This is a genomic window from Arthrobacter sp. 01T428, from assembly GCF_056398685.1.
Genome location: NZ_JBFTPW010000014.1, coordinates 1 through 15,170, shown reverse-complemented (window position 1 = coordinate 15,170; position 15,170 = coordinate 1). Strand labels below are relative to the sequence as shown.

The following is a 15,170-nucleotide window of genomic DNA, read 5'->3' as shown; positions in this document are numbered from 1 at the left end:
GGGTTGATCAGTACAGCACCGTGGCGAAGGTTCCCAGGCGTTTGAACCCGACCCGCTCGTACGTGGCGCGCGCCCTGGTGTTGTACTCGTTGACGTAAAGGCTGGTGATCGGCGCGAACTGCTGGGCCAGGACAACCACTCCCGCCATGTACCCGGCACTGAGTCCTTGGCCGCGGAACTCGGGGTTCATCCAGACGCCCTGCACTTGGGTGGCCTGCGCGGTGACCGCCCCGAGTTCGGCTTTGAACTTCACTTTCCCGCCGGCGTCGATGTGCACCAGGGAATGGCCTTGCCGGATCAGTCCGGCCACCCGGCGGCTGTAGAAGTCCTCGCTCCCGAGGAAGGGAGAATACCCCACTTCCTCTTCGAACATGGCTGCGCACGCGGGCAGGATACGGTCGAAATCCGCGATGTTTCCGAAGCCGAGCTGCGGATTGGCTTCGATGGCGGGTGGCCCCGAGATGGCCAGAAGTGGCTGGTCGGCACGTACCTCGTGGGCGAAATGGCCCAGCTGCTCCAAGCGGGAATGCAGCGCCAGTACGGTCTCCGCCGGCCCGAAGATCGAGGCGTACCGGCGTCCTGCCCGGTGCGCAACAGCCGCAACGCGGGAAGCCAGCCCGGGGTCCAGCTGCACCGGAACCAGATTGGCGCCGGCCCAGCAGGCACCCACCAGGGCATCGCCGTCGAACACTCCAAAGACGCTCGCCCCACCGGACGTGGGTGCGGCGCTCCCCGACGAATCGAGATGCGCCAGAATGAAGACGTTCGCTACAGGGTCTTCCATCGCGAGCACGCGAAGGGCCCGGGTGTCGGCAGCGCCGAGCACCCGGACGGAAATCCCATCGGCGGCTGTCTCGCTACGAGACGCTAACCACGGGGCTACCCTTGACAGCATCTTCGCCATCGGCCTCCCCCATCTCTTCGGCGATACGCATGGCCTCTTCGATCAGTGTCTCAACAATCTGGCTCTCGGGGACAGTCTTAATGACTTCGCCCTTCACGAAGATCTGGCCCTTGCCGTTTCCGGAGGCCACACCGAGATCGGCTTCACGGGCCTCACCCGGGCCGTTCACCACGCAACCCATGACGGCGACGCGCAACGGAATCTCCATTCCCTCAAGCCCGGCCGTGACCTGCTCAGCCAGCGTGTAGACGTCCACCTGGGCGCGTCCGCATGAAGGGCAGGAGACGATTTCGAGCTTGCGGGGGCGCAGGTTGAGGGACTGCAGGATCTGGTTGCCGACCTTGATTTCCTCGACAGGCGGGGCGGAGAGGGACACGCGGATGGTGTCGCCGATACCCCTGGACAGGAGCGCTCCGAAGGCCGTCGCGGACTTGATGGTGCCCTGGAAGGCGGGCCCGGCCTCTGTCACGCCGAGGTGCAGGGGCCAGTCGCCCTTTTCGGCAAGCATCTCGTAGGCCGCCACCATGATGACGGGATCGTTGTGCTTGACGGAGATCTTGAAATCGTGGAAGCCGTGTTCCTCGAACAACGACGCTTCCCACACAGCGGACTCGACGAGGGCCTCCGGGGTGGCCTTGCCGTACTTCTTCAGGATGCCGGGCTCCAGGGACCCGGCGTTGACGCCGATCCGGATGGACGTACCGTGATCGCGAGCTGCCGCCGCGATTTCCTTCACTTGGTCATCGAACTTGCGGATGTTGCCCGGATTGACGCGCACCGCAGCGCAACCGGCCTCGATCGCGGCGAAGACATACTTCGGCTGGAAGTGGATGTCCGCGATCACGGGAATCTGGGACTTGCGGGCGATGATCGGCAGTGCCTCGGCGTCGTCCGCGGAGGGGCAAGCGACACGCACGATGTCGCAGCCGGACGCCGTCAGCTCGGCGATCTGCTGCAGGGTGGCGTTGATGTCCGTGGTGGGGGTGGTGGTCATCGATTGCACGCTGATGGGTGAATCGGAGCCGACGCCGACCGAACCCACCTTGATCTGGCGGGTCTTGCGGCGGGGCGCGAGAACGGGGGGCGGGGCTGACGGCATTCCCAGGCTGACCGAGGTCACGTGGACTCCTTGGGTTGAAATGGGTGGATCGTAGGGCCGGGAACCCGGCCGGTCATGCTGCTAGGAAGCGTGGGCGGAGAGCATTCCGATGACGGGGTTCCACTCCGACGTCCGGATGCCTGCAATCCCCCGGACGGCGGCGAACGGATCCTCCTTCAACGTGGCGTTCAGCTCGGCCTCGTCGGCGGCCTCGAGCAGGAGCAGCGCACCCGCCCCGTCGGTGTAAGGGCCGCTCGCCAGCAGGGTTCCCTGCTCGGCGAGGCTGGCGAGCCAGGCGCGGTGGGCGGGGCGGTTCGCGTCGCGCACCTCGGCGGACTCGGCGTCGTAAACGTACTCAACAGCGAAAACAGTCATATGGATAGCCTATCCCCCCAGCCCAATCCGGATCAGCCGAAGAGGTTGACGGGCTTGACGATGTCCGCGTAGATCAGCAGCGCGCTCATGGCCATGAGGACGCTCGCCACGACGTAGGTGAGCGGCAGGAGCTTGGCGATGTCGAAAGCGCCGGGATCCGGTTTGCCGAACAGCTTGGCGATTCGACGCCGGGCTCCCTCGTAGAGCGCGCCCGCCACGTGTCCGCCGTCGAGCGGCAGGAGCGGAACCAGGTTGAAGACGGCGAGGGCGAAGTTCAGTCCGGCGAGGAGCCCCACGAGGGCGCTGACGCGCGATTGCAGCGGAACCTGATCCATGGCAGCCACTTCACCGGCCACCCGGCCGACGCCGACGACGCTGATGGGGCCATTGGGATCGCGCGGTTCGGAGCCGAAAGCCGCTTGCGCTACTCCGACTACCCTGGCGGGGAGGTTGAGGATGACTCCGGCGATCTGCTTGATGTTCTCGCCGGCCATCGGAAGAACGGTCGACGCCGGCTGGGGCACCATGGCGGTTTGCGCACCGATGCCGAGGAACCCGACCTCCTCGTACAGCGGCTTGCCGTCCGAGCCCTTGGCCTGCTGGCCGTTGTCGGCGATGACGGGGCGTGCGGACAGCACCGGGGTAACCTGCGTGGTGACGCTCTTGCCGCCACGGTCCACGGTGATTTGCACGGACTTGCCGGCGGATGCCCGGATCCAGCCGCTCATCTCGGCCCAGCTCGTCACAGGCTTGCCGTCAAAGCTGGTGACAACGTCGTTCGGCTGGAGCTTGGCCACCGCGGCCGGGGTCAGTTGGCAGTTCGGCGAGTTTGGATCGACGGTTTCGCCGGCCTTGACTTGGCACTTTGACACCTCGGCGATGGTGGTGGTGGCGGTGGACACTCCGAAGCCCATGAGCAGCACCGCTGTCAGCACCAGGCCGATGAGCAGGTTCATGGCCGGCCCACCCAGCATAATGATGACCTTTTTCCAGACCGGCAGCCTGTAGAAGACCCTGTTCTCGTCGCCGGGGCCCACTTCCTCGTGCGCCGCGGACCGGGCTTCGGTGGCGAGTGTCTGGAACATGCCGGTGCTGGACGGCCTGACGCTGCCATCTTCCTTGTTGGGCGGGTACATGCCGATCATGGCGACGTAGCCGCCCAGCGGGATCGCTTTGACGCCGTATTCGGTCTCGCCTCTCCGTGTGGACCACAGGGTAGGACCGAACCCGATCATGTACTTCGTGACGCGCACCTTGAAGAGCTTGGCGGGAAGCAAGTGCCCCACCTCGTGCAGCGCAATGGAGACGGCCACGCCGATCGCGACGAAGACGACTCCGAGAATGAACAGAATGACGGGATTCATGCCTTAAGTACTGCTTCCTAAAGGGTGCTGTTGGCTAAACGATCATGGGTGCGCGTGCGTGCCCACCTCTCAGCATCCAACACCGAGTCCACCGTCAGCTCCAAGGATCCTGAATGTTCGCTGAGGACGGACTCCACCGTGTCCACGATGTCGGTGAAGCGGATCCTCCCGGCGTGGAAGGCTTCCACCGCTTCCTCGTTGGCCGCGTTGAAGACCGCTGGAAACGTGCTCCCCTGCTTCGCGGCGTCCTTGGCCAGTTCCACGGCCGGGAAAGCCACCGAGTCGAGGGGTTCGAACGTCCAACTGGTGGCCTTGGTCCAGTCGCAGGCCTTGGCGGCGCCGGGCACGCGGTCCGGCCACCCGAGGCCGAGGGCGATGGGCAGTCGCATGTCCGGCGGAGAAGCCTGGGCAATGATGGAGCCGTCCACGAACTCCACCATCGAGTGCACCACGGATTGCGGGTGCACCACGACGTCGATCCTGTCCAACGGGACGTCGAACAGCAGGTGCGCTTCGATGACCTCCAGGCCTTTGTTGACGAGGCTGGCCGAGTTGGTGGTGACCATGAGGCCCATGTCCCATGTGGGGTGCGCAAGGGCCTCGGCCGGGGTGACGTTGCGGAGTTGCTCCCGGCTGCGGCCCCGGAAAGGTCCGCCGGACGCCGTCAGGATGAGTTTCCCAACCTCTTTGTCGGTTCCTGCGCGGAGGCATTGGGCGATGGCCGAGTGCTCGGAATCCACGGGCACGATCTGGTCAACGGCGGCAGCGGCCTTCACCAGGGCACCGCCCACGATGAGGGATTCCTTGTTCGCCAAGGCCAGGATGGCGCCGGACTTGAGTGCTGCCAACGTGGGCGCCAGCCCGATGGACCCCGTGATGCCGTTGAGTACGACGTCCGCTTCGATCGCGGCAATCTTGGTGGACGCATCCGGCCCCGTGATGATCGCCGGATCGTAGTTCCGGAGTCCGGCGGCGGAGGCGGCAGCGCCGATGAGTCTGTGGAGTTCGTGGGCGTCGCCGTAGGCGATGCCGACTGCCTGTGCCTTGGTGTGGACTGCCTGCTGCGCGATGAGTTCCAGGTTCCCGCCACCCGCGCTCAGCGCCACGACCTCAAACAGGTGGGGGGCGGCGTCGACGACGTCAATCGCTTGAGTGCCAATTGAACCAGTGGACCCGAGGAGGATGATCTTGCGCGGCTGCATTGCTTAAGTATCCCGCACCCCAGGCGTAGCGTTGGTTTGTGGACTGGGTCTCGTGGTTCGAGGCGCCGGACTATGAATTCGCCCGGCAGGTGCTCCAGCGCGGCACGGCCGCGCTCTATTTCATCGCGTTCCTGTCCAGCCTCAACCAGTTTCCCGCACTCCTTGGCGAACATGGGCTCCTGCCTGTCCCGAGGTATGTGGACGGCCACAGGGTCTTGCGCAGGCCCAGCCTGTTCCGCTGGAAGTACTCGGACACGTTGCTCCGCGCCGTATGCGCCGCAGGACTTGCCGTGTCCCTGACACTCGTGGGCGGGCTGCCGCAGCTTGGCCCGCCGTGGCTTCCCTTGGCCGCGTTCCTGGCCTTGTGGTTGCTCTACATGTCGATCGTCAACGTCGGCCAGACCTTCTACAGCTTCGGTTGGGAGATGCTGCTGCTGGAAATGGGCTTCACCGTCGGCTTCCTCGGTTCGGACCAGGTCCCCCCGCCCAGGACCATCCTCGTCCTGCTCGTGTGGTTGCTCTTCAGGCTGGAATTCGGCGCCGGCATGATCAAGATCCATGGCGGAAGCGAGTGGCGTGATTTAACCGCCCTGTACTACCACCACGAAACCCAGCCCATGCCCGGACCGTTGAGCCGCCAGGCGCATCTCCTGCCCAAAGCGATGCACCGCATGGAGGTGCTCGGCAACCACTTCGCCCAGCTGGTGGTGCCGTTCTTCCTGTTCGCCCCGCAGCCGCTGGCCACCATCGCCGCAGGAATTGTGGTCTTCACGCAGCTTTGGCTGGTGGGGAGCGGAAACTTCGCGTGGCTCAATTGGTCCGCGATCGTGCTCGCCTTCGCTGCGGTGAGCGACCCGGTTGCCCACGCTGTGCTGCCTTTCATCCCGCAACGGACCAACCCGGCAGCGGCGGTTCCGCAGGCCCCGGTGTGGTGGCTCGCCGTCGTACTCGCGGTGACGGTGCTCCTTCTGGTGCTCAGCTATTGGCCCATCCGCAACCTGCTCTCGCGGGGGCAGCTCATGAACGCGAGCTTCAACCGATGGCAGTTGGTCAACACGTACGGGGCGTTCGGCACGGTGACGCGGCACCGCGTGGAAATCGTGGTGGAAGGCACCCAGGCAGACGTTCCCGTCGACGAGGCAGATTGGCGCGAATACGGCTTCAAGGGCAAGCCCGGCGACGTCCGCCGGCTCCCCCGGCAATGGGCGCCCTACCACTTGCGCCTCGACTGGCTGATGTGGTTCCTGCCCTTGCGCACTGTGCACGAGGAATGGTTCTACGCGTTCCTGGGCAAGCTGCTCGACGCCGATCCGCCCACCTTGCGCTTGTTGCGCCAGGACCCGTTCGACGGCGACCGGCCGCGTTGGGTGCGGGCCCGCAGCTTCCTGTACCGCTTCGCCACGAGGGCCGAGTTCCGGGAAACGGGTCAGCGCTGGATCCGGATTGAGCTCTACGAGGTCATCGCCCCGTTGTCGCTGCCGAAGCCACGACAGCGCGGTCAATAGACCCGGGGCGACCCTTCAGGAAAGCCGTGCCCTGCGCAGCGTGGATTCGGCGTGTTTCAGGATGGGACCGTCCACCATTTTGCCCTTGTGCTGGAACACACCGGTTCCGGCCGCAGCCGCGGCGTCAAGCAGTTCCCGCGCCACTGCGACGGCTTCGGGCGACGGCGCATAGGCTTCGCGGACAACGGCTACCTGGTTCGGGTGGATGCAGGCCTTGGCACCGAATCCGCTGGCCACTGCGTCGGCGGATTCCACGGCCAGCCCCACAAGATCGGGAATGTCGACGTAGACCGAGTCGATGGCCTCCTTGCCTGCGGCTTTGGCCGCCAGCAGCACGGTGGACCGGGAGTGCGTTGCGACGGCGCGGTAGCCGCCGTCGTCCTTGCGGCTGGAGGTGCCGCCCATCGAGGCGATCAAATCCTCGGCGCCCCACATGAGCCCGACGACGTTGGGAGCCTGGGCGATCTCAGCCGCGTTGACGATTCCCTTGGCCGTCTCGCACAGGGCGATGACGTGGTATCCCTCGAGTGCTTTCAACTGTTCGGCGGTCTCGGCCTTGGCCAGCATGATGGTGCGGTAAGGAGTATGCGCCAGGCAGTGCAGATCCTTCTCGAAATCCGGGGTGCCCACCGGATTGACGCGCACAATCGTGCGGCTGGGGTCGAGTTCGGCGGTCTCGCCGCCTGAGCCGAGCTGGGCGAGGATCGCGCCCCGGGCCCGCTTCTTATCTGCAGGCGCGACAGCATCCTCGAGGTCCACGATGACGGCGTCGGAACGCTCAGCGGCCTTTTGGAACCGTTCCGGCCGGTCGGCGGGGCAGAAAAGCAAAGCGGGGCCCATGGTGAAGGTCATGTATTGATTGTCCCCTGTTGCGCCTCCAGATGCGCTGTCCGGCTCCACATGAGGCAGGCCCGCGTCGCCAGTGCCACCACAGTGCCGTCCTGGTTGCGGCCGGTATGTTTCATGGTCACCACGCCTTGCCCGGGACGCGACGACGACTCCCGTTTCCCGATGATGACCGTCTCCGTGTAGAGGGTGTCGCCGTGGTAGAGGGGGTGCGGGAATGAGACGTCCGTGAGGCCCAGTTGGGCAATGATGGTGCCCTGGGTCAGCTGGGTGACGGACTGTCCCACCATGGTGGACAGCGTGAACATCGAGTTCATGAGCCTCTGCCCGAAGGGCTGTTTGGCGCTCCACGCCGCGTCCAGGTGGAGGGCCTGGGTGTTCATGGTCAACGTGGTGAACAGGACGTTGTCCGTTTCGGTGACGGTCCGCCCGGGCCGGTGGGCGTACACAACGCCTTCCTCGAGTTCGTCGAAGTACATCCCCCGCTGCTCGACTACGCGGGGTTCAGCGTCCGCCGTCATACAGTCAACTCCTGGTCCTCTTCGAAGAGCTCGACGCCGGTCGCCGCGGCCACGTCCTCGGCCGAGACATTCGGTGCCAGCTCGCGCAGCACGAGCCTCGAGGCCCCGCCTTCGGAGACGACGTCGATCACGGCGAGGTCGGTGATGATCCGGTCCACGCAGCCTTTCCCCGTGACGGGCAACGAGCATTCCTTGACGATCTTGGGCTTGCCGTTGCGGTCCACGTGCTCCATCATCACGATCACCCGCTTGGCGCCGAAGACCAGGTCCATGGCGCCGCCCATGCCCTTGACCATTTTGCCGGGGATCATCCAATTGGCCAGGTCCCCGTTGGCCGCGACCTCCATGGCCCCCAGCACGGCGACATCCACATGGCCCCCGCGGATCATGCCGAACGAGGTAGCCGAGTCAAAGAACGCGGCGCCCGCGTTGACTGTGACCGTTTCCTTGCCGGCGTTGATCAGGTCCGGGTCCACCGCGTCCTCGGCCGGGTAGGGGCCGACGCCCAGTATCCCGTTCTCGGAATGGAGGATCACCTCGACGCCCTCGGGGATGTAGTTGGGGATCAGGGTGGGCATGCCGATCCCCAGGTTGACGTATTGCCCGTTGGTGAGTTCGCGGGCTACGCGGGCGGCGAGTTCGTTCCGCGTCCAGCCCTTGCCCTCGTGGTGCTCGGCGCCGGCGCGGCGGTACTCGTGCCTGACGGCCTCGGGACGCGGCGGCACATCCTGGGTGATGTTCGATTCCATGGCTACGCTCCTGCCTGCCGGGTCAACGCGACGGTCCGCTTTTCGATGCGTTTCTCCGTGTCCGGTGCAACAACGACCCGCTGGACGAAGATGCCCGGGGTGTGGATATGTTGCGGATCGAGTTCGCCGGGTTCCACAAGCTCTTCGACCTCGACGATGGTGATCCGGGCCGCCATGGCACACAGTGGATTGAAGTTCATAGCCGTCGCGTGGAAGACGAGGTTCCCGTGACGGTCCCCCTTCCAGGCGTGGACCAGTCCGAAATCGGGTGTCAGGGATTCCTCCAGGACATAGTCCGCCCCGTTGAAGGTGCGCACTTCCTTAGGTGAGGATGCGATCGCCACGTTGCCGTCGGCGTCGTACTTTTGCGGCAGACCGCCTTCCGAAACCTGCGTCCCGACGCCGGCCGCCGTGAAGAACGCGGGGATTCCGGCCCCGCCGGCGCGCAGTTTCTCGGCGAGGGTACCTTGCGGGGTGAGGACCACCTCCAGTTCACCGGCGAGGTACTGCCGCGCGAACTCCTTGTTCTCACCAACATAGGAACTGATGGTCCGGCGGATCCGTCCGTCCTTCAGCAGGATGCCCAGGCCCCAGTCGTCCACGCCGCAGTTGTTGCTGACTGTTTCAAGGTCCTTGGTGCCTTGATGGTGGAGCGCATCGATCAGCGCCACCGGGATACCGCACAGGCCGAACCCGCCGACGGCGAGAGAGGCACCGTCGTGGATGTCCTTCACCGCTTCCGCGGCGCTGGCAACAACTTTGTCGATCATCGTTTACCTTCCCTGACGGTTAAAGGCCCAGCTCGCGGGCGATGAGCATCAACTGGACCTCGGTAGTGCCTTCCCCGACTTCCAGGATCTTGGAGTCGCGGTAGTGCCGTGCCACCGTGAATTCGTTGATGAAGCCATAGCCACCGAACACCTGGGTGGCGTCCCGTGCGTTGTCCATGGCTGCCTCGCCTGCGACCATCTTAGCGATGGCCGCTTCGGTCTTGAACGGCTTGCCGGCCAGCATCCTCGCGGCCGCATCGTAGTAGGCCAGGCGGGCTGTGTGGGCCCGTGCCTGCATGCGGGCAATCTTGAACTGGATGGCCTGGTACTTGCCGATGTTCTGTCCGAAGGCCACGCGTTCCTTGGCATATTTCACGGACAAGTCGACGCAGCCCTGGGCCGCGCCGGTGGCAAGCGCGGCGATGGCGATGCGGCCTTCGTCCAGGATGGACAGGAAGTTGGCGTAGCCCCGTCCTCGGACACCGAGCAGGTTCTCTTCGGGAACCCGCACGTTGTTCAGTGTCAGCGGGTGGGTGTCGGAGGCGTTCCAGCCCACCTTGTTGTAGGCCTTTTCGGCGGTGAAACCGGGTGTGTCCGTGGGGACCAGGATGGTGGAGATTTCCTTCTTGATGCTCCCGTCCTTGCGTTCGTGCTGCCCGGTGACGGCGGTGACGGTGACGAGCCGGGTGATGTCGGTCCCGGAGTTGGTGATGAATTCCTTGTTGCCGTTGATGACCCAGCGGCCGTCCTCGAGGTGCGCGTTCGTCTTGGTGCCACCGGCGTCCGAGCCGGCTTCCGGCTCGGTCAGACCGAAGCCTGCGAGCGCTTCGGCCGAGGTCAGCTGGGGCAGCCATTGTTCCTTCTGCTCCTGGGTGCCGAAGCGGTACACGGGCATGGCGCCAAGCGAGACACCCGCCTCGAGGGTGATGGCCACGGACTGGTCCACCCGGCCCAGCTGTTCCAGCGCGAGCGCCAGGGCGAAGTAGTCCCCGCCCATTCCGCCGAACTCTTCAGGGAAGGGCAGGCCGAAAAGACCCATCTCACCCATCTGCTTGACTACCTCGTACGGGAAGCTGTGTTCCTCGTCGTGCTTCGTGGACACCGGCGCCACTACCTCGTCGGCGAATTCCCGGACGGAGTCGCTCAGGTCCTGGTATTCCTCGGTGAGTTCAAAACTTGCCATGGCTAGACTTCCTCGTCTTTCTGGTTTTCTGCTGAGGCTTCTGGGGCGGGCTCCGCCGCCACGTGGATGGTGGCGAGGACTTGGTCAGCCTTGACGAGGTCCCCGGTCTTGCTGCTGAGGTGCACGGTGCCGGACACAGAGGCCACGAGCTGGTGTTCCATCTTCATGGCCTCTACTGCGAGGAGGACGTCGCCCGCTTCCACGTGGTCGCCGTTGTGCACCGAAACGGAGACGACGGTTCCCGGCATGGGAGACCGGACTTCGGGATCCGCGGCGCCTTCTTCGCGCTGGATGCCCGCGAGGATTCGTTGGAGCCGGGCTTCGCGGTCCAGGATCTCCAGCCGGCAGGACCAGCCGTCGCTGCCCAGCCAGAGTTCGCGTGTCCCAAGCTCCGAAGATGGTGAGCCGTGCGCGAAAGGGTGCTCGACGCCGTCGAGCACCAGCACCGCATGTCCCGAGGGTCCCGGCCGCATGACGGCAGAGTGCTCGACGCCGCTGTCCACGCGGGAGGTGAAGCCCTGCGCGTCCACCGTCAGCCCCACGGTGGCCAGTCCGCCGTCGGGACGTCCGACTGTGGTCTTCCACGGTGCGGGCGCGCCGACGCGCCAGCCGTCGGCGGCGTTCCAGGGTCCTGCCGTTCCGGCAGGAGCCAAGACCTGACGGTCCAGCATCGCGGCGGCAACCAACTCGACGTCGGACACTTGGCGGAATTCCATCCCGTCAAGTTTGCGCTCGATCAAGCCGGTGTCGAGGCGGCCGGCGCGGACATCGTCGTCGTTGACCAGGAGCCGCAAGTACTCGACGTTCGTGTGCACGCCCAGCAGCGTGTAGTCCCCCAGCGCGTGGTCAAGGGTGTCCAGCGCCGCTTTGCGGTCCGGACCCCAGGCAATGACCTTGGCGAGCATGGGGTCGTAGTCCCCGCTGACGGACAGGCCCGTCAGCATGGCCGAATCGACGCGGACGTGCGGATCGTTGCTTGCCCGTTCCCGGAGCATCACGATCTCGCCGATGGATGGCATGAACCCGCGTTCGGGTACCTCCGCGTAGACTCGCGCCTCTACCGCGTGGCCCTCAAGCACGACGTCGGACTGCGCCACCGTGAGGACCTCACCTGCGGCGATGCGCACTTGCCATTCGACAAGGTCGACGCCTGTCACCATTTCCGTGACAGGGTGCTCCACCTGGAGGCGGGTGTTCATCTCCATGAAGAAGAAGTGCTCCGGATCCTGGTCCGAGACGAGGAACTCCACCGTACCGGCACCGCTGTACCTGACGCTTCGGGCAGCCTGGCAGGCGGCCTCACCGATCCGCGCCCGGACCTCGGCCCCATTCGCGAGGGACTCCAGCAGGGGGGACGGTGCTTCCTCGATGACCTTCTGGTGGCGGCGCTGCAGGGAACATTCGCGCTCGCCGAGGTGGATCACGTTGCCGTGGTTGTCGGCGAGGACCTGGACTTCGATGTGCCGGGGCGACTGGATAAGACGTTCCAGGAACAGGGTGTCGTCGCCGAAGGCGCTCGCCGCCACCCGTCGGGCCGTGAGCAGCGTTGCCGCCATATCCTCGAGCCGCTCCACGATGTGCATGCCCTTGCCACCGCCACCAGCCGAGGGCTTGATGAGCAGGGGGAAGCCGACGCCGGGCGCCGCCTCGATGAGCGCCTCGTCGCTCAATCCCGGTTCGGCGATACCCGGGACGCAGGGGACGCCGTACGACATGACATGGTTCTTGGAGCGGATCTTGTCGCCCATGATCTCGATGGCGTCAATGCCGGGGCCGATGAACGCGATGCCTGCCGCGTCCAGGGCCTTGGCAAACTCAACGTTTTCGGCCAGGAATCCATACCCCGGGTGGACCGCCTGGGCACCGCTTTGCAGGCAGGCCTCGATGATGGCGTCGATCCGCAGGTAGCTGTCCGCCGCCGCGGCTGTGCCGATCCGGACGGCCGTGTCTGCTTCGCGCACGTGGCGGGCCCCGGCGTCGGCGTCTGAATAGACCGCAACGGAACGGATGCCCATGGCCTTGAGGGTGCGGATGACGCGGCAGGCGATCTCGCCGCGGTTGGCGACAAGGACGGTTTCGAAGGAGTTGATGGTCATGGGGTCACATCCGGAAGAGGCCGAAGGAGGTTTCCGGCAGGGGTTGGCGGGAGACGGTATCCAAGGCCATGCCCAGGACGCGCCGGGTGTCAGCGGGGTCGATGATGCCGTCGTCCCAGAGCCGGGCGGTGGAGTAGTAGGGACTGCCTTGGTCCTCGTATTGCTGCCTGATGGGGGCCTTGAAGGCTTCCTCGTCCTCGGCGGACCATTCCTCGCCGCGGGCCTCGTACTGGTCACGCTTGACGGTTGCCAGCACGCTCGAGGCCTGGTTCCCGCCCATCACCGAGATCCGGGACGCCGGCCACATCCAGAGGAAGCGCGGCGAGTAGGCGCGGCCGCACATCGAGTAGTTTCCGGCACCGAAGGAACCGCCGATCACCACCGTCAGCTTGGGCACGCGGGCGGTGGCGACGGCGGTGACCATCTTGGCGCCGTTCTTGGCGATGCCGCCCTGCTCGACGTCCTTGCCGACCATGAAGCCGGAGAGGTTCTGCAGGAAAACCAAGGGGATGCCGCGCTGGTGGCACAACTCGATAAAGTGCGCGCCCTTGAGGGAGGACTCGCTGAACAACACACCGTTGTTCGCCACGATGCCCACAGGGTGGCCGTGCAGCTTCGCGAACCCCGTCACCAAGGTGGTGCCGTAGTTCTTCTTGAACTCGTGGAACCTCGAGCCGTCCACGAGCCGGGCGATGACTTCCCGGACATCGTACTTGGCGTTGACGTCCGTTGGAACGGCACCATAGATCTCGCCCGGGTCCACCACGGGCTCGACGGCGGTGTCCACGTCCCAGGCAGGGGCCTCAGGCTTGGGCAGGGTGGAGACGATGTCGCGGACGATCTGCAGGGCGTGCTCGTCGTTTTCGGCGAGGTGGTCCGTCACACCGGAAATCCGCGAGTGCACGTCGCCGCCGCCGAGTTCCTCCGCGGTGACGATTTCACCGATGGCGGCCTTCACCAGCGGCGGGCCGCCAAGGAAAATGGTGCCCTGGTTGCGGACAATGACGGTTTCGTCGCTCATGGCGGGAACGTAAGCGCCACCGGCCGTGCAGGACCCCATGACCGAGGCGATCTGCGGGATCTTCGCCGCTGACATCCTGGCCTGGTTGAAGAAGATCCGGCCAAAGTGCTCCTTGTCCGGGAACACCTCGTCCTGCTTGGGCAGGAACGCTCCCCCGGAATCCACGAGGTAGACGCACGGCAGCCTGTTCTCCAGCGCGATTTCCTGCGCCCGGAGATGCTTCTTCACCGTCATCGGGTAATACGTTCCGCCCTTGACCGTGGCGTCGTTGGACACCACCATCACCTGGCGGCCATGGACCAAGCCGATCCCCGCGATCACTCCGGCACCCGGGGAGTCGTCGTTGTACATCCCGTTGGCCGCCAGCGGGGCGATCTCCAGGAACGGGCTTCCCTCGTCCAGCAAGTAGTTGATGCGCTCGCGCGGCAACAGCTTGCCCCGGGAGATGTGCCGCTCGCGCGACTTCTCCGGGCCACCCAGGGCGGCCACCGCTAGGCGCTTCTTCAGCTCGTAAACCAGGGACAGCTGCGCTTCCGCGTTGGCCGCGAACTGATCGCTGCTGGTATCCAGCTGGCTGGCGAGTGTCTCCATCGACTGTGTCCCATCCCGGCCAATGGCCATCTCAGTTAGTACCGCATAACTGGAATTTAGGTTAGTCTCTATTAACTGTGTTGTCCATCACCCCGACACGGGGCCCGCCCGGTACCGGCGCTGAAGTGGACGCGTGCAAAAGGAGGAATTGTGGTCACTTTCCAGCGGAGCTCCCAGCAGGACGGCCCAGCACCGACCCAGCGGAGCCAAGCCAAGGAAACACGGCGCAAGGCCCTCCTGACCGCCGCAGCCGGGTTGTTCGCCGCCGATGGTTTCAACCGCGTGTCCCTTGAGGACCTGGGGGCCGCGGCAGGAGTCAGCGGACCTGCGGTGTACCGGCACTTCCCAGGAAAACAAGCCGTGCTCGCCGAGCTGCTGTTGAGTGTGAGCCGGAATCTTCTCGACGGCGGCCGCACCGTGGTGTCCGAAGCCGCCGACGCTGAAGCTGCGTTGCGCGGACTGGTGGAGTTCCACGTGGACTTCGCCCTCAGCAATCCCGATGTCATCCGGGTCCAGGACCGCGACTTCAGCAACCTCAGCGACGCCGACCAGGCCGAAGTCCGCACACTGCAGCGCAACTATGTGGAACTGTGGGTGGGGGTGCTCGGCGAACTGCATCCGGACACGGATCCTGCCGAGCTCCGGGTCCGCGCGCACGCAGCCTTCGGCCTCATCAACTCGACGCCGCACTCGGTCCGGCACCATGGTCGACGCATGGCCGTCAAGAGTGCCCGGCCCATCCTTGAACGCATGGCCCTGGCCGCCCTGACGGTGCGCTAGCCTTCCGCTAGCAAGGCCCAACTGATATGTAGAAGCTGTTGTCAAGAGGCAGTGGTGAGCGGCTCCCGGTTTTGGTGTCGGGGGCCGCTTTCCGTTGGGGTGCTGTCCGGGTGTGGTGGGTGTGCTGGCGGGTCTTGTGTTCGACTGCAGTGTCAGACTGATAT

The 15,170-nt window shown here is 65.3% G+C and carries 14 protein-coding genes; 2 read left to right on the top strand and 12 right to left on the bottom strand.

Annotated features, from left to right (window positions below; genetic code table 11):
• Positions 1-7 precede the first annotated feature (7 nt).
• From AC1DJB_RS15435 to dxr, 5 genes are read right to left on the bottom strand one after another with little or no spacing between them, the layout of a single operon-like run.
• Positions 8-895 carry a GNAT family N-acetyltransferase gene (locus AC1DJB_RS15435; RefSeq protein WP_284989397.1) on the bottom strand — a complete coding sequence of 296 codons (888 nt, stop codon included), beginning with the start codon at positions 893-895 and terminating at the stop codon, positions 8-10.
• Positions 858-2,024: a flavodoxin-dependent (E)-4-hydroxy-3-methylbut-2-enyl-diphosphate synthase gene (ispG, locus tag AC1DJB_RS15430; RefSeq protein ID WP_013600504.1), complete on the bottom strand. Its 1,167-nt coding sequence runs from the start codon at positions 2,022-2,024 to the stop codon at positions 858-860. Before ispG ends, AC1DJB_RS15435 begins: the two co-directional genes overlap by 38 nt.
• A 60-nt stretch (positions 2,025-2,084) precedes the next feature.
• On the bottom strand, positions 2,085-2,378 hold the full coding sequence (locus AC1DJB_RS15425; protein WP_284989364.1) for a YciI family protein: 294 nt from the start codon (positions 2,376-2,378) through the stop codon (positions 2,085-2,087).
• 32 nt (positions 2,379-2,410) lie between these two features.
• Complete coding sequence (locus AC1DJB_RS15420; RefSeq protein WP_059387828.1) at positions 2,411-3,742, bottom strand: M50 family metallopeptidase; 1,332 nt, start codon at positions 3,740-3,742, stop codon at positions 2,411-2,413.
• A gap of 17 nt (positions 3,743-3,759) precedes the next feature.
• The gene (dxr, locus tag AC1DJB_RS15415) at positions 3,760-4,944 is read right to left on the bottom strand and encodes a 1-deoxy-D-xylulose-5-phosphate reductoisomerase (RefSeq protein WP_332603275.1); all 1,185 of its coding nucleotides are present in this window, start codon (positions 4,942-4,944) and stop codon (positions 3,760-3,762) included.
• Between the two features lie 38 nt (positions 4,945-4,982).
• Between dxr and AC1DJB_RS15410 the strand changes: the two genes are divergently transcribed.
• Positions 4,983-6,449 (top strand): lipase maturation factor family protein, encoded by a 1,467-nt coding sequence (locus tag AC1DJB_RS15410; protein WP_441433204.1) that lies wholly within the window; start codon positions 4,983-4,985, stop codon positions 6,447-6,449.
• Positions 6,450-6,464: 15 nt separating this feature from the next.
• Here AC1DJB_RS15410 and AC1DJB_RS15405 read toward each other — a convergent pair whose 3' ends face one another.
• Genes AC1DJB_RS15405 through AC1DJB_RS15375 form a run of 7 tightly spaced genes read right to left on the bottom strand, consistent with a single transcriptional unit; the run spans position 6,465 to position 14,226 of the window.
• A complete protein-coding gene (locus AC1DJB_RS15405) occupies positions 6,465-7,301 on the bottom strand; it encodes an HpcH/HpaI aldolase/citrate lyase family protein (RefSeq protein ID WP_307053518.1) in 837 nt (278 codons plus the stop codon).
• Positions 7,298-7,816 (bottom strand): MaoC family dehydratase, encoded by a 519-nt coding sequence (locus AC1DJB_RS15400; protein WP_059387831.1) that lies wholly within the window; start codon positions 7,814-7,816, stop codon positions 7,298-7,300. Before AC1DJB_RS15400 ends, AC1DJB_RS15405 begins: the two co-directional genes overlap by 4 nt.
• Positions 7,813-8,565 (bottom strand): CoA transferase subunit B, encoded by a 753-nt coding sequence (locus tag AC1DJB_RS15395; protein WP_284989369.1) that lies wholly within the window; start codon positions 8,563-8,565, stop codon positions 7,813-7,815. The genes AC1DJB_RS15400 and AC1DJB_RS15395 overlap by 4 nt, the downstream gene beginning before the upstream one ends.
• A gap of 2 nt (positions 8,566-8,567) precedes the next feature.
• The gene (locus tag AC1DJB_RS15390) at positions 8,568-9,335 is read right to left on the bottom strand and encodes a CoA transferase subunit A (protein WP_441433203.1); all 768 of its coding nucleotides are present in this window, start codon (positions 9,333-9,335) and stop codon (positions 8,568-8,570) included.
• A gap of 19 nt (positions 9,336-9,354) precedes the next feature.
• Complete coding sequence (locus tag AC1DJB_RS15385) at positions 9,355-10,518, bottom strand: acyl-CoA dehydrogenase family protein (protein ID WP_441433202.1); 1,164 nt, start codon at positions 10,516-10,518, stop codon at positions 9,355-9,357.
• Positions 10,519-10,520: 2 nt separating this feature from the next.
• Positions 10,521-12,614, bottom strand: a complete 2,094-nt coding sequence (locus tag AC1DJB_RS15380) for an acetyl/propionyl/methylcrotonyl-CoA carboxylase subunit alpha (protein ID WP_476910562.1) — start codon at positions 12,612-12,614, stop codon at positions 10,521-10,523.
• Positions 12,615-12,618: 4 nt separating this feature from the next.
• A complete protein-coding gene (locus tag AC1DJB_RS15375) occupies positions 12,619-14,226 on the bottom strand; it encodes a carboxyl transferase domain-containing protein (protein ID WP_441433200.1) in 1,608 nt (535 codons plus the stop codon).
• 150 nt (positions 14,227-14,376) lie between these two features.
• Between AC1DJB_RS15375 and AC1DJB_RS15370 the strand changes: the two genes are divergently transcribed.
• A complete protein-coding gene (locus AC1DJB_RS15370; protein WP_059387833.1) occupies positions 14,377-15,006 on the top strand; it encodes an SACE_7040 family transcriptional regulator in 630 nt (209 codons plus the stop codon).
• Positions 15,007-15,170: the final 164 nt, after the last annotated feature.